The organism is Rhizobium sp. 22-785-1, assembly GCF_053521965.1.
This window is the reverse complement of the sequence record NZ_JBNWDI010000003.1, coordinates 86,315-107,895: the sequence shown is the minus strand read 5'-3', so window position 1 is coordinate 107,895 and position 21,581 is coordinate 86,315. Positions and strand designations below refer to the sequence as shown.

Annotated in this window: 18 protein-coding genes; 8 read left to right on the top strand and 10 right to left on the bottom strand. The window is 57.9% G+C overall.

Features of this window, described 5'->3' with window-relative positions; genetic code table 11:
• Window positions 1-20 precede the first annotated feature (20 nt).
• From ACQZ5M_RS08155 to ACQZ5M_RS08120, 8 genes are all read left to right on the top strand, one after another.
• Window positions 21-830: an inositol monophosphatase family protein gene (locus ACQZ5M_RS08155; RefSeq protein WP_296084006.1), complete on the top strand. Its 810-nt coding sequence runs from the start codon at window positions 21-23 to the stop codon at window positions 828-830.
• Between the two features lie 202 nt (window positions 831-1,032).
• Entirely contained in the window at window positions 1,033-1,770 is a 738-nt protein-coding gene (locus tag ACQZ5M_RS08150; RefSeq protein ID WP_296098451.1) for a FadR/GntR family transcriptional regulator, read from the top strand.
• A 64-nt stretch (window positions 1,771-1,834) separates the two neighbouring features.
• Window positions 1,835-3,346 carry an ABC transporter substrate-binding protein gene (locus tag ACQZ5M_RS08145; protein ID WP_296098454.1) on the top strand — a complete coding sequence of 504 codons (1,512 nt, stop codon included), beginning with the start codon at window positions 1,835-1,837 and terminating at the stop codon, window positions 3,344-3,346.
• An 81-nt stretch (window positions 3,347-3,427) separates the two neighbouring features.
• Complete coding sequence (locus ACQZ5M_RS08140) at window positions 3,428-4,375, top strand: ABC transporter permease (protein ID WP_296022085.1); 948 nt, start codon at window positions 3,428-3,430, stop codon at window positions 4,373-4,375.
• A complete protein-coding gene (locus ACQZ5M_RS08135; RefSeq protein ID WP_296098457.1) occupies window positions 4,372-5,244 on the top strand; it encodes an ABC transporter permease in 873 nt (290 codons plus the stop codon). The genes ACQZ5M_RS08140 and ACQZ5M_RS08135 overlap by 4 nt, the downstream gene beginning before the upstream one ends.
• Window positions 5,245-5,266: 22 nt before the next feature.
• The gene (locus ACQZ5M_RS08130) at window positions 5,267-7,051 is read left to right on the top strand and encodes a gamma-glutamyltransferase family protein (protein WP_296098461.1); all 1,785 of its coding nucleotides are present in this window, start codon (window positions 5,267-5,269) and stop codon (window positions 7,049-7,051) included.
• A 3-nt stretch (window positions 7,052-7,054) separates the two neighbouring features.
• Window positions 7,055-8,881 carry an ABC transporter ATP-binding protein gene (locus ACQZ5M_RS08125; protein WP_296098463.1) on the top strand — a complete coding sequence of 609 codons (1,827 nt, stop codon included), beginning with the start codon at window positions 7,055-7,057 and terminating at the stop codon, window positions 8,879-8,881.
• A gap of 95 nt (window positions 8,882-8,976) precedes the next feature.
• On the top strand, window positions 8,977-10,209 hold the full coding sequence (locus tag ACQZ5M_RS08120; RefSeq protein ID WP_449079429.1) for a M24 family metallopeptidase: 1,233 nt from the start codon (window positions 8,977-8,979) through the stop codon (window positions 10,207-10,209).
• 44 nt (window positions 10,210-10,253) lie between these two features.
• Here the strand turns inward: ACQZ5M_RS08120 and ACQZ5M_RS08115 are convergent, their stop codons facing one another.
• From ACQZ5M_RS08115 to ACQZ5M_RS08070, 10 genes are all read right to left on the bottom strand, one after another.
• Entirely contained in the window at window positions 10,254-11,165 is a 912-nt protein-coding gene (locus tag ACQZ5M_RS08115) for an ABC transporter permease (RefSeq protein WP_296022096.1), read from the bottom strand.
• Window positions 11,162-12,247, bottom strand: coding sequence for an ABC transporter permease (locus ACQZ5M_RS08110; protein ID WP_296106257.1), 1,086 nt, complete (start codon window positions 12,245-12,247; stop codon window positions 11,162-11,164). The genes ACQZ5M_RS08115 and ACQZ5M_RS08110 overlap by 4 nt, the downstream gene beginning before the upstream one ends.
• Entirely contained in the window at window positions 12,244-13,830 is a 1,587-nt protein-coding gene (locus ACQZ5M_RS08105; RefSeq protein WP_296106255.1) for an ABC transporter ATP-binding protein, read from the bottom strand. The genes ACQZ5M_RS08110 and ACQZ5M_RS08105 overlap by 4 nt, the downstream gene beginning before the upstream one ends.
• Before the next feature lie 6 nt (window positions 13,831-13,836).
• Entirely contained in the window at window positions 13,837-14,934 is a 1,098-nt protein-coding gene (locus ACQZ5M_RS08100) for a BMP family ABC transporter substrate-binding protein (RefSeq protein ID WP_449079602.1), read from the bottom strand.
• A gap of 32 nt (window positions 14,935-14,966) precedes the next feature.
• Entirely contained in the window at window positions 14,967-16,346 is a 1,380-nt protein-coding gene (locus ACQZ5M_RS08095; RefSeq protein WP_449079428.1) for an amidohydrolase, read from the bottom strand.
• Window positions 16,347-16,351: 5 nt separating this feature from the next.
• Window positions 16,352-17,026 carry a glutathione S-transferase family protein gene (locus ACQZ5M_RS08090; RefSeq protein WP_449079427.1) on the bottom strand — a complete coding sequence of 225 codons (675 nt, stop codon included), beginning with the start codon at window positions 17,024-17,026 and terminating at the stop codon, window positions 16,352-16,354.
• A complete protein-coding gene (locus ACQZ5M_RS08085; protein ID WP_449079426.1) occupies window positions 17,023-17,868 on the bottom strand; it encodes an aromatic ring-hydroxylating dioxygenase subunit alpha in 846 nt (281 codons plus the stop codon). Before ACQZ5M_RS08085 ends, ACQZ5M_RS08090 begins: the two co-directional genes overlap by 4 nt.
• Window positions 17,865-18,518 carry a Rieske 2Fe-2S domain-containing protein gene (locus ACQZ5M_RS08080; RefSeq protein WP_449079425.1) on the bottom strand — a complete coding sequence of 218 codons (654 nt, stop codon included), beginning with the start codon at window positions 18,516-18,518 and terminating at the stop codon, window positions 17,865-17,867. Before ACQZ5M_RS08080 ends, ACQZ5M_RS08085 begins: the two co-directional genes overlap by 4 nt.
• Window positions 18,519-18,692: 174 nt before the next feature.
• Complete coding sequence (locus ACQZ5M_RS08075) at window positions 18,693-19,001, bottom strand: acylphosphatase (RefSeq protein ID WP_449079424.1); 309 nt, start codon at window positions 18,999-19,001, stop codon at window positions 18,693-18,695.
• A 263-nt stretch (window positions 19,002-19,264) separates the two neighbouring features.
• On the bottom strand, window positions 19,265-21,541 hold the full coding sequence (locus tag ACQZ5M_RS08070) for an FdhF/YdeP family oxidoreductase (protein WP_449079423.1): 2,277 nt from the start codon (window positions 21,539-21,541) through the stop codon (window positions 19,265-19,267).
• Window positions 21,542-21,581: the final 40 nt, after the last annotated feature.

Sequence of the window (21,581 nt, the reverse complement as noted above, 5' to 3'; positions counted from 1 at the left end):
TTGAACCAAGGATATCGGAAATGACAGAACGGAATGACGACCTCGAACAGCGCTTTGCGCTTGCAAAGGAACTGGCGGTCGAGGCCGGGGCGATGGCGCTCGACTATTTCAATAAGCGCGACAGCCTTGTGATAGAGACGAAAAGAGACCTCCAGGACGTCGTCTCGATCGCAGATCGCAACGTCGAAACCATGCTGCGGGAGCGCGTTGCGGCAGCCTTCTCCGGCGACGGTTTCCTAGGTGAGGAGCACGGCTACGACGATGGCGTGTCTGGCTACACTTGGGTCGTGGACCCGATCGATGGCACCGCTCCTTTCGTTAACGGCATGCCGAGCTGGTGCGTGTCGATCGCCGTGGTTCGTAACGGTCAGCCGGTCATCGGTGTCATCCGTGTTCCATGCGCAGACGAAACCTACGCATCTTCTGAAGGGCGGGGTGCAAGCTTGAACGGCGTGCCTTTGACGCTCGATCCCTCCAGAACCATACAGAATGCTCTGACCGGGATCGGCTGCAACAACTACGTCACCCCGGAGCGAGTCGGTCGGATTATCTGCGACGTCATGGCCCGCGGCGGCAACTTCATCCGTAATGGATCAGGTGCGTTGATGCTGGCCTATGTGGCGGCAGGTCGCCTGGTGGGCTATTACGAGCCTCATATGCGCGCCTGGGACTGCATGGCGGGTTTTTGCCTGGTGAAAGAGGCTGGTGGGCAGTTCATGCCCTTTTCACTGGAAGGTGAGAAGCTCTTCGAAGGTCAACCGGTTCTTGCCGGAAATACATCATGTTATCATGAGCTTATGGAAGTTCATCGAACAGCTTTGGCAGCTTGATATTGCCTTAGCTCGGCGATCAACCTGACGTTCTTTATCCGCAGCGGCCAGCAACATAGCCGCTGCTTTTTCGTGTCTTCTAGCCGCAATCACCCTCTTCGCTGCTGTTGTCCTGCATAAATTTTCTACTTGGATAAAATTTAGGCTTGACGAAAGGACGTGTTCGTCATTCATTGAACCAATATTGAATTGGTACGAACCAATGAACGAAAAATCCAGCATCGTCGGACCCGAAAATGCCAATTTTGCGCTTGAGCGTTTACGCGAACTTATTGCCGTAAGTGCTTTTGGACGCGATGGAAAATTGCCGACGGAACGCACGCTCAGCGAGCGACTTGGCGCCGGTCGGAGAGAGATCCGGCGCGCTTTGGAGGTGCTTGAAGCTGAGGGCTTGATCTGGCGTCGCCAAGGAGCGGGAACCTTTCTTGGCCAAAAGCCCGATAGTTGGGGTGACCATGCAGCAAGCCTGGTGCCTGGCACCGACTTCATGGAGATCATGGAGGTTCGGCTTCGTATCGAACCGCAACTGGCGCAGCTCGCTGCCATGCGGGCCAAGCCCTCGGACATTCTCCGAATGCGAGAAACATGCGCGAAGATTTATGAACGCACCGACGCAGACTGGCGTGAGCTCTGGGACGGCTCGCTTCATCGTCTGATCGCTCAGAGCGCCGGCAACCAATTGTTTCTTTCGCTTTTCGACGTTGTGAACCGAGTCCGTCAGGACCCGTCCTGGCAGGCCGTCCGGGAACGGGCGCGGCGCGTCGACGACACACTCAAGGAATCGCGCGACCAGCACGCCGAAATCATCGATGCGATTGCGGCATGCGATCCGGCTAAAGCGGGCGAGGCTATGCGAAATCACCTTCTGACGCTCCAGGAACGTCTGATCCGCCAAACATCGATGGATCATCTCGATCATGGGGCAAAGGGAGAGACCTGAAAAACGACGAACATGGCAAGAACCGGAAAACCGGCTGCCTCAAACCGATCAGAGGAAGAACGACATGAGACAAATTGCAAAACTTTCGAGTGCTCTGCTGGCAGCGGCACTGATATCGTCTTCGGCCATTGCCGCTGAAATCCGCATCGGTTTGCAGGACGATGCCGATGTACTCGATCCCGCTCAGTCACGAACCTTCGTGGGGCGCCTCGTCTACACCAGCATGTGCGACAAGCTGGTGGATCTCGACAATAACCTCGCCGTGGTGCCTCAGCTCGCAACGAAATGGGCTTGGGGCGACAATGGCAGCACGCTGACGATGGATCTGCGTGAAGGCGTACTCTTCCATGACGGCACGCCGTTCAATGCAGAAGCTGCCGTCTATACAATCGAGCGCAACATGACGATGCCGGAATCGCGCCGCAAGAGCGAGTTGGCTTCCGTTGCCAAGGTCGAGGCGACAGGTCAATACCAAATCAAGTTCACGCTGAAGAAGCCGGATGCCAGCCTGCTCGCCCAGCTCTCTGATCGCGCGGGCATGATGATTTCTCCGAAAGCGGGCAAGGAGCTTGGTGCCAACTTCGGTTCGAAGCCGGTCTGCGCCGGTCCATTCAAGTTCGCCGAACGGATCCAGCAGGACCGGATCGTGCTGGAGAAGTTTGCAGACTACTGGAACAAGGACAACATCTTTCTAGACAAGGTGACGTTCCTGCCCATTCCGGACACCACCGTGCGTCTGGCAAACTTGCGCGCGGGCGATCTCGATATGGCGGAGCGCATTTCTGCTTCCGACGCCGCTTCCGTTAAGGAAGATCCGAAGCTCACATATGGCGAGGTCGTAGGCCCCGGCTATCTGGCGCTCTATGCCAACATTGCCAACGGTCAGCGTGCCGACAACCCTTTCGGAAAAGACAAGCGTCTACGCCAGGCGTTTTCGCTAGCTATCGATCGTGAGGCAATCAACCAGGTCGTCTTCGAAGGCACCGCGATGGCCGGTAATCAGCCGTGGCCGCCGACGAGCCCCTGGTACAATAAGGATGTTCCAGTACCGGCGCGCGATGTCGAGAAGGCCAAGGCCTTGATGAAGGAAGCCGGCTTCGAGCGCTACGAAATCGAACTGCAGCACGCCAACAACACCACACAGACGCAGATGATGCAGGTCATCCAGGCCATGGCGGCGGAAGCAGGCTTCGACGTGAAGCTAAAGGCAACGGAGTTCGCGACACTCCTTTCGGAGCAGACTGCGGGCAACTACGTCCTGTCGCGCTCTGACTGGTCGGGTCGGTCCGATCCCGATGGCAATATCCATCAGTTCATTACCTGTAAGGGCGGCATCAACGATACCAAATATTGCAATCCTGAGGTGGACAAGTTGCTGGACGAAGCCCGTGCTTCCACCGACAACGCAGTGCGCAAGCAGAAGTATGATGCTGCGACCAAGATCCTCAATGACGATCTTCCGATCATTTATCTCGGCCATCAGGCCTATCTCTATGCCACGTCGAAAGCGGTGACGGGCTTTACGCCATCGACGGACGGTATGATCCGTCTGGCCGGCGTGAAGAAAGGCTCTTAAGACCTTGATAACATAGGTTCAGGCGCCGAAACGCGGCGCCTGTTCCGTCTCCTGGCGTCCAGGCTTTCAGGGATTTCCACCATGCATATTTATATTGGTAAGCGGTTGTTGGTTGCGATACCGACACTGTTGATCATTTCGATTTTTGTGTTTTCGCTGCAGAAGCTTTTGCCAGGGGATCCCATCCTGGCGATGGCGGGGGAAGAGCGTGATCCTGCGGTCATCGAACTGCTGCGGGAGCGGTATCGGATGAACGACCCGGTCGTATACCAGTATTTCTATTGGCTCGGCTCGGTCGTCCAAGGCGATTTCGGCGTATCGCTCAGGACCAATCAGCCGGTTCTCGAGCTCATCGGGCAGAAGCTCCCAGTGACGATTCAGCTTGCGGTCATGTCCATGTTTTTCGCTTTGGTTATCGGCGTTCCGATCGGCATTCTCGCCGCGGTCAAGCAGAATAGCTGGATCGATTACGTGTCGAACATCGTCGCGCTCTCGGGTCTTTCCATTCCGAATTTCTGGCTCGGCATCATGCTCATTCTTCTGGTCTCGGTTCAACTGGGGTGGCTCCCGGCATCGGGATATGAATCGATCTTTGTCGATCCTGTGCGATCTCTCCAAACAATGATCATGCCGTCCTTCGTTCTCGGCAACGCCCTGGCTGCAACGCTGATGCGCCACACGCGTTCGGCAATGCTTTCGGTGATGAAATCAGACTATATCCGCACCGCCAGAGCTAAGGGCCTGTCCAGCTGGCAGGTCGTACTTAGCCATTCCTTCAGAAATGCGCTCCTGCCCATCATCACATTGTCGGCGCTGCTGTTCGGTGAGTTGCTCGCGGGGGCGGTTCTGACCGAGCAGATTTTCACCATTCCGGGCTTTGGAAAGCTCATCGTTGATGCCGTCTTCACCCGTGACTATGCGGTCGTGCAGGGCGTGGTTCTATGTACCGCTATCGGCTTCATCCTGATGAACCTTCTGGCAGACGTTGTCACGGTTCTCCTCAATCCACGCATGAGGGCTGCGATATGAGCGCGACCGTTCAAACTGTTGCACCTGTCACCCAGCGGTCTCAAAGTCGCGCCTGGAGGAAGATGAAGCGCAATAAAAGCGCCATCGCCGGTCTTATGATTATCGTGTTCTTCGGACTTGTGGCGCTTCTTGCACCGCTTCTGCCGATCGCCGATCCCTATGCCACGAGCTGGAGCGCCATCCGCAAGGCGCCGTCTGCGGCGCACTGGCTTGGCACAGACGATATCGGTCGCGACATATTTTCACGCATGATCTGGGGCGCGCAGGCGTCGTTAATGGCAGGCGTCATCTCCGTTTTCATAGCGGTGATTACGGGTGTGCCGCTTGGTCTCATCTCCGGCTATTTCGGCGGATGGCTGGATCAGATCATCTCGCGCATCACCGAAGCCTTTCTCGCTATGCCGTTTCTGATAATGGCGATCGCGCTGGCTGCGTTCCTCGGCCCAAGCCTCACCAATGCTATGATTGCAATCGGTCTTTCAGCCATGCCGATCTTCATCCGGCTGACGCGCGCGCAGGTGCTGGCGGTCAAGACGGAGGACTACATCGAAGGTGCTCGCTCTATCGGGCTTGGTCACCACGATATCATGCTGCGCTACATCTTGCCGAACATCGTGCCGCCCATCATCGTCCAGGCAACATTGACGGTGGCCACCGCGATCATCGCCGAGGCCAGCCTTTCTTTTCTCGGACTTGGCCAGCAGGCGCCCGCTGCAAGCTGGGGCTCGATGCTCAATGTCGCGAAAAACTACCTCTCTCAGGCACCCTGGATGGCCATGTGGCCGGGGGCTGCCATCTTCCTCGTGGTGATCGGTTTCAATCTGCTAGGCGATGGCCTGCGGGATGCGCTCGATCCGCGTGAACACTGACATTCCCGAAGGACCTTTTCCCATGACCGCATTTACAACCCGCCCTGAAATCCTCGGTACGTTCGGTGTCGTGACCTCGACTCACTGGATCGCCTCATCGGTCGGTATGAGCATTCTCGAAAAGGGCGGTAACGCCTTCGATGCAGCTGTTGCCACGGGCTTCGTGCTTCAGGTTCTCGAGCCGCATCTGAACGGTCCAGGTGGCGATATGCCTGCCGTGATCTATTCGAAGAAAAAGGACAAGGTCGAGGTCATCTGCGCGCAGGGCCCGGCACCTGCTGGCGCAACCATCGAGCACTACAAGTGCGAGGGCATCGATATCATCCCTGGCGATGGCCTGCTGGCAACCGTCATTCCCGGAGCCTTTGACGGCTGGATGCTGATGCTGCGCGATTATGGCACGATGAGTGTTCGCGAGGTGCTGGAGCCTGCCATCCACTATCTGGAAAACGGTCATCCGCTTCTGTCGCGTGTCTCTGCCTCAATTGCAGGTCTGGCGCATTTCTTCCAAACTGAATGGCCAACGTCTTATGAGACATGGGTGCCTGGAGGCGCCGTGCCGCTGCCGCTCTCGAGCTTCAAGAACCCAGTGCTTGCCGAAACCTGGAAGCGGATCGTCAAGGAGTCGGAAGCCAAAGGTGACCGTGAAGCCGGTATCGAGGCGGCGCGCGATGCCTTCTATCGTGGCTTTGTTGCCGAGAAGATTGGTGATTACCTGGCTGACGCCGAGGTGATGGATGCGAGCGGATCGAGACACAAGGGAGTTTTGACTGCTGATGACATGGCAGGCTATCAGGCAACGATCGATGCGCCGACGACCTATGACTACCACGGCTGGACGATTGCCAAGACCGGCCCTTGGGGGCAGGGCCCGGTGCTGTTGCAATCGCTGGCGCTGTTGAAGGGTTTCGATATTGGCAAGATGGATCCGACTGGTCCGGATTTCGTCCACACCGTCGTTGAGGCGATGAAACTCGCTTATGCCGACCGTGAGGTTTACTACGGAGACCCGGAATTCGCGCAGGTGCCGGTGCAGACCTTGCTGTCGGACGCTTACAATGATGAGCGCCGAAAGCTCATTTCGGACAAGGCATCGATGGATTTGCGTCCCGGACTCGTGCCGGGATTTGAGAACCAGCGCGATCTGACGCTTTCGATGCTCAACTCCATGCAGGGGATCGGTGCGGTCTATGAACCGACCATGTCGCATCTGACAGAAAAGCGTGGTGATACGGTTCATATCGATGTCATCGACCGTGAGGGCAACATGGTCTCGGTTACCCCGTCCGGCGGCTGGCTGCAAAGCTCGCCTATCGTGCCAGGCCTCGGTTTCTGCCTGAATTCCCGCGCGCAGATGTTCTGGCTGAAGCCGGGTCTTCCAACATCACTGGCCCCCGGCAAGCGCCCCCGCACGACGTTGACGCCGTCGCTTGCACTCTTCGAGGGCCGCCCGACGCTCGCATTCGGAACGCCCGGTGGCGACCAGCAGGACCAGTGGCAGCTTTCCTTCTTCCTTCGTTACGCCCATTTCGGTTTGAACCTGCAGGAAGCGATCGATCTGCCGCTCTTCCACACATCGCACTTCCCGGGGTCTTTCTATCCGCGCACTCGCCAGCCGGGCAACGTGATGATCGAGACCAGCGTCGGCGAAGACGCGCTGCGCGAATTGCGCAGCCGCGGCCATGACGTGACGCCTGCCGAGCCTTGGACCGTCGGTCGTCTGACGGCAGCACGACGCGATCAGGATGGGCTGCTTCGTGCAGCAGCAACACCGCGCCTGATGCAGGCCTATGCTGTGGGGAGATGAGCCATGACGACCAAACGGCAAACCTCCAACGAAACAGTTCTGCGTGTCAAAAACCTGACGACTTCTTTCAAGGTCGATGACGAATGGAAGACCGTGGTTCGCGGTCTCTCTTTTGAGGTGAAGGCCGGAGAAACGGTCGCCATTGTCGGAGAAAGCGGTTCGGGCAAAAGTGTCACGTCGCTTTCGCTGATGCGGCTCCTTGATCCTTTGGTCAGCCGGATCAAAGGCGAGGTCGAACTGAGCGGCAAATCGATTTTGTCGCTCTCCGAAAAAGAGATGCGCCATGTGCGCGGCAACGATGTCGCTATGATCTTTCAGGAGCCGATGACGTCGCTCAATCCCGTCTTCACGGTGGGGCGTCAAATCTCTGAGGTATTGATCCGACACAAGGCGATGAGCAAAGCGGAGGCCAGGGCCGAAACCGTCAGGCTTCTGGAAAAGGTGCGCATCCCAAATGCGGCCAATCGTTTCGATGAGTATCCGCATCAGTTTTCCGGCGGCATGCGTCAGCGCGTCATGATCGCGATGGCGCTGGCTTCAAAGCCGAAGCTTCTGATCGCGGACGAACCGACGACCGCATTGGACGTTACCATCCAGGGGCAGATTCTCGACCTGATCAAGACCTTGCAGGAAGAAGACGGCATGGCGGTCCTCTTCATCACTCACGATATGGGTGTCGTCGCCGAAATTGCAGACCGTACCATTGTGATGTTCCGTGGCGACCAGGTCGAAACCGGTGATACAGCGGATATCTTTCATCGGGGCAAACATCCTTACACACGTGCGCTTCTAGCGGCAGTGCCAAAACTTGGCTCTATGGACGGGCATGGCCGCCCCTTGCGCTTTCCCAAGGTCGATATGCAAACGGGAGAGGTGGGCGAGAGCGTCGAGGTAGCGGACACCGTAGACGGTGGCCTGACGCCAGTTCTCTCCGTGAAAAACCTGGTGACCCGTTTTCAAATTCGCTCAGGCCTGTTCGGTCGGGTGACGGGCGCGGTTCATGCAGTGGAGAACATCAGCTTCGATCTGTTTCAGGGCGAGACCCTGTCGCTGGTGGGTGAGTCCGGCTGCGGCAAGTCCACCACGGGGCGTTCCATCACCCGGCTGGTAGAGCCCGAGGCGGGCAAGGTTTCGCTCGACGGTTATGACGTCCTAAGTCTAGATCCAACCGGACTTCGATCGCTTCGCAGAAGCGTGCAAATGATCTTTCAAGACCCATTCTCCAGCCTTAATCCACGCATGAGCGTCGGTTCTGCTGTGGCGGAGCCGATGATAAAGCATCGCATTGCCTCGCCGTCCGAGGCACGCCGTAAAGCTGCGGAATTGCTGGAGAGAGTGGGATTGTCGCCGGCAATGATGGAGCGCTACCCGCATGAATTTTCAGGTGGTCAACGCCAGCGCGTTGCCATTGCACGCGCACTGGCACTCAATCCAAAAGTAATCGTTGCCGACGAAAGCGTTTCGGCTCTCGATGTGTCCATCAAGGCGCAAGTTTGCAATCTGTTGATGGATTTGCAGGAGCAGTTTAAGATTGCCTTCCTCTTCATCAGTCATGACATGGCGGTGGTCGAGCGCGTCAGCCACCGGGTTGCTGTGATGTATCTCGGCGAGATCGTCGAAATCGGACCGCGCTCCGACATTTTCGCCAATCCGCAGCATCCATATACCAAGAAGCTGATGGCCGCCGTGCCTGTACCCGATCCGGCTCGTCGCGGTATCAGGCGTGGCGCCGGTACCGATGAACTCAAGAGCCCGGTTCGTCCTGTCGGATATGTGCCGCCGCCGCGTGAATATCGCGAAGTGTCGCCCGGACATCTGGTCTTGGCTTGAGCCATAGCTGGCCTGGCTCGCAAAAGGGATTCCGGCTGGTGATTTTCCTCAGCCTCGGGTAAGTCCGATGCGGGGCTTTGCGTGGGAGACGAACCGTGAGCGATTTGGACAGGAAGCGTGCCGAGCGGCTCATGCGAGAGGCCGATCTCGATGCCTTGGTTCTGTTCCAGCCGGAGGCATTCCAGTATGCGATCGGTGCTCCCGCAGGCGTTGCCACCATGTGGGGCAGGGCCGGTGCCGCCATTGCACTCGTGCCGGAAAATGCTCAGCGACCGCTTGCAGCCATCGTCAGCGACCATGCGGCTCCGATGGTTAGGCAGAGGGCGCCAGAGATCGAAATCCGCACGCATCGCATCTGGATCGACGTGGTTGATATGTCAGGCGTCAAGGCGATCTGCGATATCGACGAGGCATATAGACGGGCTGGTATAGCGGGAAAGCGACCTGAGACTTTTGACCGTGCGACGTGCTTCAATCTCCTCTCAGACCTCTTGAGGGACCACGGCCTCACAAATGCGAAGATCGGCATCGATCTCGAGTTCATGCCCGCGGCGGATTTCGAGGCGTTGAAACGCTCCATTCCTGCCGTTCACTGGGTCGATGGTTCCTTGGTGCTGCGACGGTTGCGTGTCGTCAAAACAACAAGAGAAATTGAAAGACTGACGCGGGCCGCGATTGCGGCAGAAGCTGGGTTGAAGCGCATGATGGAGGCTGTTTCTCTAAACGCCTCCGTGCCCACTCTGTCTGCTGCCTGGAAAGCGGGTGCGCAGGAATCTGCCAAGGCGGGCGGTTTTTCGCTAAGTGGCCATTGGGATTATATCTCCGTTGGAGCAGACCTTTCGGACGGTGCGGCTAAAGTCACGCCCGGAGCGCTGATCAAGGCCGATGTCGGCACGTTGGTTGATGGTTACTCATCCGATGGTGCGCGCACGATGACCTACGGTCCGGCACCGTCTATGGCGCAAGATATTTTCCAGGCGCTTGAGACTGCCTTTCATGCAGGGCTGGAACAGATCAGGCCCGGCAACACGTTCGGCGCGGTGCATGATGCCATGCTCCAGTCCATGCGGCGCGATGGGTTCGGGGAGTATTACCGCGGACACTTCGGCCACTCGGTTGGCGGCGGCGTCGGCATTGAGGAATGGCCGTTCTTCTCGGCAGGCAGCCTGGAAATCATCGAGGCTGATATGGTCGTTGCGCTTGAAGCGCCTTTCTATGGGCAGAACTTCGGGGCACTGATGATCGAGGACCAGTTTCTGGTGACGCCCAACGGCACGCAATGCATGAACAGCTTGCCACGACATCTTCTTGATCTTGCGAAGGTTTGAATCTGACCGGAATTCGGTCAGACGCATCCTATTGTCTATCTGTCTTATCGCTCGAAGGGCTCTCCGAGAGAGGCGACGCCATTAAGTTTCAACAGCCGCCTGTTGGCCGAGATGATGCCAAGTACGATGATGGTGACAAGGTAGGGCAGGCTGGAGAGGAGCTGCGAGGGCAGTTCCACGCCTGTTGCCTGGGCGGCAAGGCTCATCAGCGAGACGGCACCAAACAGACATGCGCCGAGAAAGATGCGGCCTGTCAACCAAGTGCCGAAGACGACAAGTGCGATTGCGATCCAGCCACGTCCGGCAATCATGCCATCGGCCCAAAGCGGCGTGTAGACGACGGAGGCATAGGCGCCGGCAAAGCCAGCCAGCAAGCCGCCGAACGCGATAGCTGCTACACGCACGCCGATGACAGAATAGCCAATCGCGTGTGCAGCCTTGGGGTTTTCACCGACAGCCCGAATGACAAGCCCCGTCTTGCTGAAGGTGAAGCCAGCCCAGATGGCGAGCGTTAGGAGAAGCGAGAGCCAGACCACGATATCCTGCACGAAAAGACCGCCGATGCCGGGAAGATCGGAGAGGCCAGGAATGGCAATTTTCGGCAGCCCCCTGACGGTCAAGCTCTCGTAGGTCTTGCCGAAGAGAGCCGAGAGGCCCTGGCCCAGAATACCGATGGCAAGGCCGGTTGCGACTTGATTGGCGCGAAAACCGAGCGCAACAAGCGCGAAGACGAGGGAGAGGAGGACACTGATAAAGCCGGCTGCGAGGAAGGCCAGCACATGACCGCCACCATGATAGACGACGATAAAGGCGATGACCGCACCGAGTGCCATCAGTCCTTCCACTCCGAGATTAAGGACGCCGGCGCGTTCGACGACCAACTCGCCCAATGCTGCGAGCAGGAAGGGTGTCGCTGCTGCCAGCATGCCGGAGAGGATGAAGTCTATGGCGTTCATACCGGCCTCCGATCTGCGGGTTTTGGCCATTCCAGGCGGTAGCGCACGAAGGCGACTGCGATGAGATAGGTGACCAGCAGGCTGCCTTGAAACACTCTCACCGCCGCAATCGGCAGTTCAGCCGAAACCATGGCATTGTCACCACCGATGTAGATTACTGCCATTACCAGCGACGACAGAATAATGCCGATAGGATGCAATCCGCCGAGATACGCAACAATGATGGCGGCATAGCCGTAGCCGGTGGAAATCGACCGCTGCAATTGCCCGATTGGCCCGGCCACTTCCGCCGCGCCCGCGAGACCAGCAGCAAAGCCGCCGATCAGAAGCGAAAGCCAGATGGCGCGGCCCTGGCTGAAACCGGCATACTCTGCTGCACGGGGAGCAAGGCCGCCCACTTGCAACTTGTAGCCCAGAAAGCTTTTCTGCATGAAGATGTATGCCGCGAGCGACAGAACGATCGTGAGCGGGAAGGACCAGTTGACGCGTGTACCCTCGATCAGGATCGGGACCATGGCGTCATACTGAAACATCACCGATTGCGGGAAGTTGAAGCCGTTAGGGTCTTTCCATGGACCAAGCAGGAGATAGTTGAGCACCTGCGCCGCAACGAGGCTCAGCATCAAGGAGACGAGGATTTCGTTGGCGTTCAGTCGCACACGCCAAAAGGCTGTGATCGCGGCCCAGAGCGCGCCGCCTATGGCACCGGAAAGCAACATGGCGGGCCAGATCCAGCCTCCGGTCGCTTCCGGATAATAGATCGGAATGGCCGATGCGAAGATCGCCCCGAGGATGAATTGCCCCTCGGCGCCGATATTGAACACCTTGGCGCGAAAGCCGATGGCAAGTCCCTGTGCGATCAGTAGCAGCGGCCCCATTTTCAAAAGCACCTCGGAAAAGGAGGCCCATGACAGGAATGGCTCAAGCAGCATGGCGTAGAAGACGGCTGCAGGACTTTTGCCCATGGCGGCGTAAAGCGCAAGATTGATCAGTGTCGCGATGGCAAGCGCTACGAGTGGCGCAATGATCGTCGCGGTCAAAGACGCACGCTCTCGGCGCATAAGGTGAGGGAAGGCCTTCATGCGGACAGCTTTCCGGCAGAGGAGATTTCGGTGGATGCAACGGTATCTGCGCCGATCATATAGCGTCCTACATCTTCGACCCGGGTCTCGGAGGTGGTGAGCGAGGGGCTGAGCGTTCCGGCATTCAACACCTGAATACGGTCGCAGATTTCGAAAAGTTCTTCGATTTCCTCGGAAATGACCAGGATCGCCATGCCGGCATTACGCAAGGCAATCAGCTTTTGGCGGATAGCCATGGCGGCGCCGATATCGACACCCCAGGTGGGTTGAGCGACGAAGAGGAGTCTTGGTCCGAGCATGATCTCGCGGCCGACGATGAACTTTTGCAGGTTGCCGCCGGATAGCGCGCCGGCCTCCGCCTCGGGCCCCGGTGTGCGCACATCAAAATCGCGAATGCAGGCCTCGGCGAAGGCTTTTGCGCCAGCCTGATCTATAAGACCGGACTTGAGCAAGCCGAGTGGATGAGCGGTCAGAAGCGCGTTGAGGGTAAGCGACAGTTCCGGCACGGCACCGCGGCCGAGGCGATCTTCCGGCACGAAGGCGAAGCCTAGTGTGCGGCGGGCCGCGGAATCAAGACGTCCGACATCCACTCCCATCATGAAGATGCGATCTTTTGCCTCGCGCCCAAGCCGGGTTTCTCCGGAAATGATGGCAGATAGTTCTGCCTGACCATTGCCGGAAATCCCTGCGATGCCGACGATTTCTCCCGATTTTACTTCGAGGGTCACACGCTTCAACGGCACAGCGAACGGGTCGACAGGCGTATGGTCGAGACCGATCAACTCGAGACGCTTCTCGCCGGTTTCGGCGACGGTCGCGGTTTTGATTTCCGGCATGTCACGACCGATCATCATGCGGGCGAGATCATGCGCGTCATGCTCGCGCGGGTCGACATGGCCGGTGACTTTGCCGCCGCGCAGAATGGTGGCGCGGTCGCAGATGGCGCGGATTTCCTCAAGCTTATGAGAAATAAAGAGGATGGAGACGCCGCGCTCGCGCAGACGCTTCAGTGTATCGAAAAGTTTTTCGACCGCTTGCGGCGGCAGCACCGACGTTGGCTCGTCAAGGATAATGAGCTTCGGGTCCGTCATCAGGCAACGGATGATCTCCACACGCTGCCGCTCGCCGACCGAAAGCGCATGCACATGGGCAAGCGGATCGACATCGAGGCCGAAATCACGTCCGAGTGACCGCACCCGCGCGATGAGGTCGCTCTTCCTTCCGGGGACGACGAGTGAGATGTTTTCGACAACCGTCAGCGTCTCGAATAGTGAGAAATGCTGGAAGACCATGCCGATGCCCTGGCGGCGAGCCTCGGCGGGTGAGGCGAGCCGGATCGGCTCGCCGCGCCATGTTACTGTGCCCTCGTCCGGCGTTTCCACACCATATATCAGCTTCATCAGCGTGGATTTGCCAGCGCCGTTTTCGCCGAGAATGGCGTGGATCGAATGCTCCGCCACGTCCAGATCGACCGCCTGATTGGCGCGGATCTGGCCGTAGCTTTTAGACAGGCCGCGCAGCGACAGCAGTGGAGCTTTCGCTTGATCGCCAGGGCCCGACGCGGTGAGGGCGATTTCAGGCATGTCCGATTACTTCGGCAGCGGCGTCTTGACGCCCTTGACGTGCCAGTCCATGGCAACGATCTCCGCATCTGTCAGCGTCTTGCCAGCTGCCACACCTTCTTTGCCGTCGGCCTTCGTGATCGGGCCAGTGAAGGGCGAGAAGCTTCCATCTGCAATCTTCGCTTCAGTTGCCTTGATCTTCGTCACCATGTCTGCCGGTACGTTGGCATTCCAGTCGACGACTTCGACGACTTTATCAGCCATGCCGAGGAAGGCGTTGGCACCTTTGAACTTTCCGGCAAGATGAGCATCGACGGATGCCTTGAAGAAGGGCGACCAATCGGTCGCGACGCAGCCGAGATAGGTCTTCGGCGCGTAGCTCTTCATCGACGAGTTAAGATTAAACGCGTAGACACCGGCCTCCTCGCAGGCCGAGATCACGGAAGGCGTATCCTGTGCGTTAGAGAAGATCACATCGCAACCTTGCGAGATCAGCGCCTTGGCCGCTTCCTGTTCCTTTGCAGGGTCGAACCAGGAGTTCACCCAGACTACGGAAACCTCGATATCGGGCTTGACCGCTTGTGCGCCGAGGGTGAAGGCGTTGATGGAAGTGATAAGTTCCGGAATGGCGAAAGCCGAAACTGAACCGAGCTTGCCTGACTTCGTCAGTGCGGCAGCTGCCATTCCCATCAGATATGTGCCCTGGAAATATTTCGCCGCGAAGGGCGAGAAGTTTGGCGCGACCTGGAAGCCGGATGCATGCAGGACGGTTACGTCCTTATTGCGGCGAGCGATTTGTAGTGCGCCGTTCTGATAGCCGAAGGAGCCAGCGATCAGGAACTTGTTTCCGTCGGCTACGGTCTTGTTCATGATGCGGTCTGCATCGGGGCCTTCGGCGATATTCTCCAGAATAGTCACCTTCACCTTGTCTCCGTAGGCCGCCTTGATCGGCTCGAGGCCGGCGGCCAATGCATGGCCCCAACCCACATCGCCGATTGGCGAAGGAACGAGGAGCGCAATGCCGAGCGGCTTGTCTGCCGCAAATGTGGCGCGCGCGCCGATCGCGCTGGCAAGACCTGAAAGTGCGACGCCTTTTAGGAGCGTGCGGCGGTTAAGCGAGTTGATCATGGTGGGTTCCCCTTGTTGATTGTGTCGTTTCAAAAATCGATTGTCGCCAACGCCGCTTCTGCGTCGGCAAAGAGTTTTCCCTCGTCCAGTCCGGGAAACTCGCCTTTTGCCCAAACGACACGTCCATTGATCATGGTCATGTCCGTCGGCATGCCGATGCCGGCCTTGGCAATCAGGCTCAGAGGATCGTGGCGGGTGCCGACATAATCCATGCGGCGGGTGTCGATGGCGAAAAGATCGGCGGCCATGCCGGGCGCAAGACGACCGATGTCGGTGCGACCGAGGAGCTGAGCGCCGCCTGTCGTCGCATAGCCAAGGAAATCGGCCGGTGCCGGCACAGGGTGAGCGCGCGTCGAAGCGGCGAGGCATTGCAACATATAAGCGGAATGGATGCAGTGCATGAGGTTGGAATTGTCGTTCGAGGCAGCGCCATCGCAGCCGAGGCCAACAGGTACTCCCAACGCGCTCATAGCCGGAATGTCGGTGACCTCCGCGCCGACGAGGTACACGGGCTCAGGGCAATGGGCGACGCCTGTGCCGGATGCTGCCATGGTGCGTAATTCGTCATGGCTCAGTTCCCAGCAATGAGCGTAGAAGGTGTCCGGTCCGGCAAACCCCATCTCGTGCAGATAATCGACCGTGCGAAGGCCGTGGCGTGCTCGGATCACTTCGCTCTCGCCTTCACCGACATGGGTGTGCAGTCTCACGCCTTTGTCCCGCGCAAGGCGAACCGATTCCACGAAAGTTTCGCGGTAGCCGTTGACCGGTTGGCAGGGTGCAACCACGACTTGGCGCATGCTGAAGGGTGCGGCGTCGTGATATGTGTCGATTAACCGGGCGCAGTCGGCGATGAATTCGTCCGTCGTCTCCCGCATCTCATCGGGAATCGTGGAGCCTTCGGATTTCGGTAGCGAATTGCCTCCGCGACCGGCGTGGAAGCGCATTCCGAACAGATCAGCCGCGTCGAATTGCCGGTCGATCAGCCTTTTGCCGGCATGGCGCGGGAAATTGTACTGATGATCGAAAGCCGTCGTGCAGCCATGCTTGATCATCTCGGCCATGGCTGTAACCGACGAATGATAGAAGCAGTCCTCGGTCAGCCGCGCGAAGATCGGGTAGATTCGATCAAGCCATTCGATGACCGAGAGTTTCGTCCAGTCGAGTTCGGCACGATTTCGCACGAAGCACTGAAAGAAGTGGTGGTGCGTGTTGACTAGGCCAGGATAGACGAACCATCCAGTGGCATCGGTGATCTCGGTGTCTTCAAGAAGGACACCGTGCGCAAGGTTCTCGCCGATGGCCTTGACCGCCGGACCTTCGGACAAGAGATCGACATTGCGGCGAACGGTCATGCCATTACCGTCGTTGACAATCACCGCAGCGCAATTTTTCAGCAAATGCCCAGCCATGCTCGTCACGCCTCTGCCGTTTCGGTCACCGCTGGCATCTCATGCGGATCAGGTTTCAACTCGTGCAGGCGATGGATGCCGGGCATCTCGATGAAGCCGTCCAATGATCTGATGGCGCGCATCCACAGGCGAATGGAGGGATAGGCATCGAGAGATACGCCGCCATCGGGGGCGAGTGCCACATAAGGGAAACAGGCGATATCGGCGATCGTGGGTGAGTTGCCGACCACAAATGCCTCGCCCTTCAGCCGTTGCTCGAAGAGGGCCGCTTCCAGCTCCCTGAGTGCGATGACGCCGCTTGAACGCAAGGCATCTATATCGCCCGGACGATGCAGCATTTCATGCAAGCGCGCTCCGCCAAGACTTGCGGTGAGGCGAGCGGAGAAGGAAAGCCATTGCTGGATGCGGGCAGCTATCGTGGGCTCGCTGCTGCCGAGCCATGCGGGTGCCGCCTTGCCTGCCATGTAGACGAGGATGGCGCAGGATTCGGTTAGAACGAGGTCGCCGTCGACGAGGATCGGAATCGAGCCTGCCGGGTTCAGCGCCAGCAATTCAGGACTGCGATGTTCTGCACCCGGATGAAAATCGACCGCACGAAGCGTCAGCTTGATGCCAGTGAGTGCGGCCATGAGGCGCGCTTTGTAGCAACTCGGCGAGAGAATATAGTCGTAAAGGATCATTGGGCTACCAGCTGTGCGCCATAGGTAAAGTCGTGGCGCTTCAGCCAGCGGCGGTAAGCGACGGAGGTAAGATCGGCGCGGGTGGGGATTTCCATGCCGGGATCGAGAGGTAGGCGGCGTGGAATCTGGTTTTCGAGAATCGAGCGGTCTTGCAGAAAGATCATTTGCTGGAAATGGATGAGATCGGTCATCGGCGTCTCATCGTCATAGAGCGCCATCCACGGCCACACGTCACAGAGCTCCTCCGTCAAAGGTTGAACGAACAGCGTGATCACGTCCCATTCACTAGGCTTCGGTGGGCAGGTCTTGTAGAGCACCGAGCACGTTGGTGCCGGCACCCGGTACATATATTCCGTCGTGATGCCACCACTGGCTGATTTTGCCGCCTGCGGCTGGTAGAATTTCACCTGCGTTGCCCAGACTTCGTCAGCATCCTCTCGGATTTCTACCTTGTAATTCTCCACCTCCGTATGAGGCTCCGAACCCAGAACGTCGGTGTGAACGAAAGGGAAATGCGCGATATCAAGGAAATTCTCGACAGCGCGCAATGGCGAACAGCGCACGCGCACGACGCCGACATCGACCAGTCGACGGCCAGGCTGTTCTGCCTCGGGAATGTCGAAAAGTGGTTTTTCGGGTGTGCCGAGAGAGGACCAGACATGCCCGTACCGCTCCGTCACAGGAAGAGCGCGCCCGTCAGCGGTCATGACCGACGCCTTGCCGTCGGCGGTGTAGCAGACGCGGATTGCCTCCCCCATTAACAGGGTTTCCTGCCCCTCAGGCTGAAGCCTGCTGATCAGGCCGACGGGATACCATTGATCGATCATCGCGGAATGGCTCATGCGGTCTCTCCCTGGTGTTCGAGGGCCTCGGCATGGCGACGGATTGCCTCCAAAGCATGTGATGCGGCAACTTTCTGAACCAGCGTCGCGCCGCTCTCGATCAGCAGATGAACGAGGATCGTACCGTCTTCACCAGATGGCGCCAGCAACAGGCGAGCCTTTGTTCCATCGACCGCCCACTCGATAGCGTCGCCTACCGGAATGCTGCCAATGCATGCGGCGAGTGTGTGCGGCTTTGCGGAAACTGTTATGCTTCGCAGTCCCGTCATGCCGTCATGTGCGGGCACGTTACCGCGTTCGTCGCTGGCCGACACCCAAATCACTCCATCGCGTTCGCCCGTTTGATATGTCGTGACACGGATGGCGTCGGGCGGCGCGAGGCTGGGGTGCGCGGGGATGGCAAGGCATTGACCGGTCTTGCCGTAGCGCCAGCCATGGTAGATGCACGACAGCGCCTCGCCGCGAACGAAGCCATGGGAAAGCCGCATTCCGCGATGTGGACAGCGATCGGCAACCGCTGAAACCTTACCGCCCTGCGATCGCCAAATGGCCAATGCAGCTGTGGCGATACGTGCAGGAATGACGGATGCCTCCGGCAAATCCGTCGATAGCGCGACGGGCGTCCAGGCCGGGAAGATATCCTGAGGCATTTCAAACTTCCGAATGATTTTAGAGGCTTAGCCTCAGAGTATAGGTGGTGACAGCGCACAGGATCGTACGGCATCTTCGACACGTTTGCATAAAATTTTCGCACGCGCAACTATGACTGATATTTACGCAAAGGCTATTTTGCAGCAGCCGTACAGTTTTCCATCAACGGCTGTTCAGACGCTTTCGTTTACAGCTTCCACGCGCTGAATATCGTCTACCCAGACGCTGATCGGACCCAGAGAGCATCCCATTTCCATGGCGTCGATTAGTTCGAGCGGCCCGGTGAGTATAAGGTCAATGCGTGTCTGATCAGCATGATGGATTGTCTGTCTCAGGCCCAGCTTAGCGGCGTGGCGGTTAATCCAGGGCAGAAAGCTTGCCGTGTCCAGACTGCCAAGAATTATCATCCGCTCACTGCGAATGGCTGAGCCTGCGTCCACCGGATTTTCCGGGGCAGGGAACTCATGATGAGATGTAGCCATGATCAAGTTGGTCCGTGATGCATTCGAACGGGCAGTGAGCGCTGTTCTCCCAAGATCGGCGCCTGCGCGCAAGTGCGAAGTTGCTCGCTCTCATCTTGTGCTATGTATGACATTCTGGACTGGTTCGATACACGCCGTGCGCAATCATGCAGCGTGTGGAAGCCGACCTGTTTTTGCCTGCGGGCAATTGGAGTAGCGCTTGGCGAAGACCGCCTGTCCCTATGCGGTCTTGCGTTATTCGGAGCCTGCGAGCGCAAGAAGTCTCAAATTCTTATGCGCACTGGCACGGCCTTCGACGCAGGCGTTTTGGAAAGCTCGTCATGGTGATCGATAGCAACAAGAACGTTAGCTTCAGGATAATAGGCACCAATCGTTCCTTTCGGAAGATTGTGTTCCCTGACCTTAAGCCCTGCAAGTTCACGGTCCACGCCGTCGTCAAAATCGCTGACAAGGGTGACAACTTGCCCTTCGGACAGCCCGGCTGACTGTATGTCCTCCCGGCACATCAAGAGCACGTCTCGGGTACCTTCGATACCGCGGAAGCGATCCGAATAGCCGTAGATCGTTGTGTTGAACTGGTCGTTCGACCGCATGGTGATGAGCCGATAGCGACCATCGGCATCATCGAAGGCCAATGCATTCAACTGCTTTGGTGTCGTAAAGACCGCCTTTTTCTCTTCGGTTTTCCAGATGCGGTTATGTGCTGCGTTGCCGCGATAGAAGCCTCCTGGCTCGAACATGCGTTCATTGTAGGCGCGGAACTCTTCTGGGTAGGTCGCTTCGATGAGATCCCGGACGAGGCCGTAGTCGCCCGTCCATTCATCCCATTTGAGTTTCGGATTGGGGGCGACCGCCGCCTTTGCAATCCCTGTCACGATGGCCAGTTCGCTTTTTAGATGTTTCGAGGCGGGCGTTCTTTTGCCAACTGAGCCGGAGATATGCGAGAAGCTGTCTTCGGTGGTCACAGACTGCGCACCAGAGGCCTGCTCGTCGCGCTCAAGACGTGAGAGGCACGGCAGAATATAGGCTTTCCCGCCGGGGAACAGATGACTGCGATTGAGCTTGGTGGACACGACGACCGTCAAATCCTGGCTTGCCCATGCCGCTTCCATCGCTTTCTGGTCCGGGACTGCGCGAACCAGATTTCCCCCAAGTGAAATGGTCGCTTTGATCTTCCCAGCCATCATGCCTTTGACCGCATCCACGATCGTCGTGCCGTCTTCGGTTGGCGGATCGAAGTCGAACAGGGTTTTCAGCTTGTCCATCGGAATAAGCTTGGTTTTCTCTGCTATTCCGACTGTACGTTGTCCCTGGACGTTGGAGTGGCCGCGGACCGGGCAGCATCCTGCGCCCTCTCTACCAATATTTCCCCGCAACAGAAGCAGGTTCACGATCATCGCGATGTTCAGAGCGCCTTGGGAGTGCTGGGTCAAGCCCATTCCGTAGACGCCGATCACGCGTTCGGCGGCGATGTAAAGTTCACCCGCGCCGCGCAAGGCTGCCTCTGTCAGTCCGCTCTCCCGCTCGATTGCCGACCATGCTGTGTCTCGAACGAGATCGATGAAGCTTTCCAGTCCGACGGTATGTTCCTCGATGAAGGTGATATCGAGGATGCGTGGAGTTCCAGCGCGGAGTGCTGCGTCATCCGCTTCGACAACGACTTTGCAGAGACCCAGGATCGCGGCAATATCTCCTCCCGCTCTGACCTGAAGATATTCGTCCGAAATCTGCGTTTCGTGACCCGTCAGCATGTCCACCGGGCTTTGCGGGTTCACGAAGGAAACAAGCCCCTGTTCGACGACGGGATTGAACGTCACAATCTTGGCGCCCCGCTTCTTTGCTTCCTGTAGGGGATGAAGGAAGCGCGGACTATTGGATCCAGGATTTTGGCCGAAGAAGAAAAAAGCGTCGGCTTGGTCGAGGTCATCCCAGACAATCGTGCCGACGGGCGAACCGATGACCTTATTCAGGCCGACGGACGTCGTTTCATGGCACATATTCGAGCTTTGAGGCAAGTTGTTGTTTCCATACGTCCTGGCAAGGAGGGCGTACAGGTAAGATGCCTCAAGTCCCGCATGTCCGGAGGAGTAGAAAACGACGCTTTCATGCGGAAGCGATTTCAAAGTCTGACCAATGTCATTGAATGCTTCCTCCCAGGACACCTCCACATAACGGTCGCTTCTGCTGTCGTAACGCAATGGATGCGTCAGTCGCCCAGTCTGCTCAAGGTCATAGTCTTTCCAATCTCGAAGGGTGTTGACCGTGTGATCGGTCCAGAAGTCTGGTGTGCAGCGGGCACTGGTCAAATCCGATATTGTTGCCTTTGCACCGTTTTCGCAAAACTCGAATGGGTGATAATTGACCGGTTTCGGCCAGGCGCAGGATACGCACATGACGCCACCCGGCTTGTTTTGCCGGGCCAGTTCTTCAAGCACCATTGGGGATGGTTTGTCGTCGCCCAGGATGCGCGCAATCGACTTGACTGATCCCCAACCACCGGAGGGACCTTCAGACTCGGGATTTGGGATCGTATCGGTCATGGCGTTCTTCCAATCATGCGACAGAAAGGCGCTCTGTGAA

Coding starts and splice junctions, on each gene's coding strand:
- ACQZ5M_RS08155 (WP_296084006.1), top strand. CDS start 21: ATGACAGAACGGAATGACGACCTCGAACAGCGCTTTGCGCTTGCAAAG.
- ACQZ5M_RS08150 (WP_296098451.1), top strand. CDS start 1,033: ATGAACGAAAAATCCAGCATCGTCGGACCCGAAAATGCCAATTTTGCG.
- ACQZ5M_RS08145 (WP_296098454.1), top strand. CDS start 1,835: ATGAGACAAATTGCAAAACTTTCGAGTGCTCTGCTGGCAGCGGCACTG.
- ACQZ5M_RS08140 (WP_296022085.1), top strand. CDS start 3,428: ATGCATATTTATATTGGTAAGCGGTTGTTGGTTGCGATACCGACACTG.
- ACQZ5M_RS08135 (WP_296098457.1), top strand. CDS start 4,372: ATGAGCGCGACCGTTCAAACTGTTGCACCTGTCACCCAGCGGTCTCAA.
- ACQZ5M_RS08130 (WP_296098461.1), top strand. CDS start 5,267: ATGACCGCATTTACAACCCGCCCTGAAATCCTCGGTACGTTCGGTGTC.
- ACQZ5M_RS08125 (WP_296098463.1), top strand. CDS start 7,055: ATGACGACCAAACGGCAAACCTCCAACGAAACAGTTCTGCGTGTCAAA.
- ACQZ5M_RS08115 (WP_296022096.1), bottom strand. CDS start 11,165: ATGAACGCCATAGACTTCATCCTCTCCGGCATGCTGGCAGCAGCGACA.
- ACQZ5M_RS08110 (WP_296106257.1), bottom strand. CDS start 12,247: ATGAAGGCCTTCCCTCACCTTATGCGCCGAGAGCGTGCGTCTTTGACC.
- ACQZ5M_RS08105 (WP_296106255.1), bottom strand. CDS start 13,830: ATGCCTGAAATCGCCCTCACCGCGTCGGGCCCTGGCGATCAAGCGAAA.
- ACQZ5M_RS08095 (WP_449079428.1), bottom strand. CDS start 16,346: ATGGCTGGGCATTTGCTGAAAAATTGCGCTGCGGTGATTGTCAACGAC.
- ACQZ5M_RS08090 (WP_449079427.1), bottom strand. CDS start 17,026: ATGATCCTTTACGACTATATTCTCTCGCCGAGTTGCTACAAAGCGCGC.
- ACQZ5M_RS08085 (WP_449079426.1), bottom strand. CDS start 17,868: ATGAGCCATTCCGCGATGATCGATCAATGGTATCCCGTCGGCCTGATC.
- ACQZ5M_RS08080 (WP_449079425.1), bottom strand. CDS start 18,518: ATGCCTCAGGATATCTTCCCGGCCTGGACGCCCGTCGCGCTATCGACG.
- ACQZ5M_RS08075 (WP_449079424.1), bottom strand. CDS start 19,001: ATGGCTACATCTCATCATGAGTTCCCTGCCCCGGAAAATCCGGTGGAC.
- ACQZ5M_RS08070 (WP_449079423.1), bottom strand. CDS start 21,541: ATGACCGATACGATCCCAAATCCCGAGTCTGAAGGTCCCTCCGGTGGT.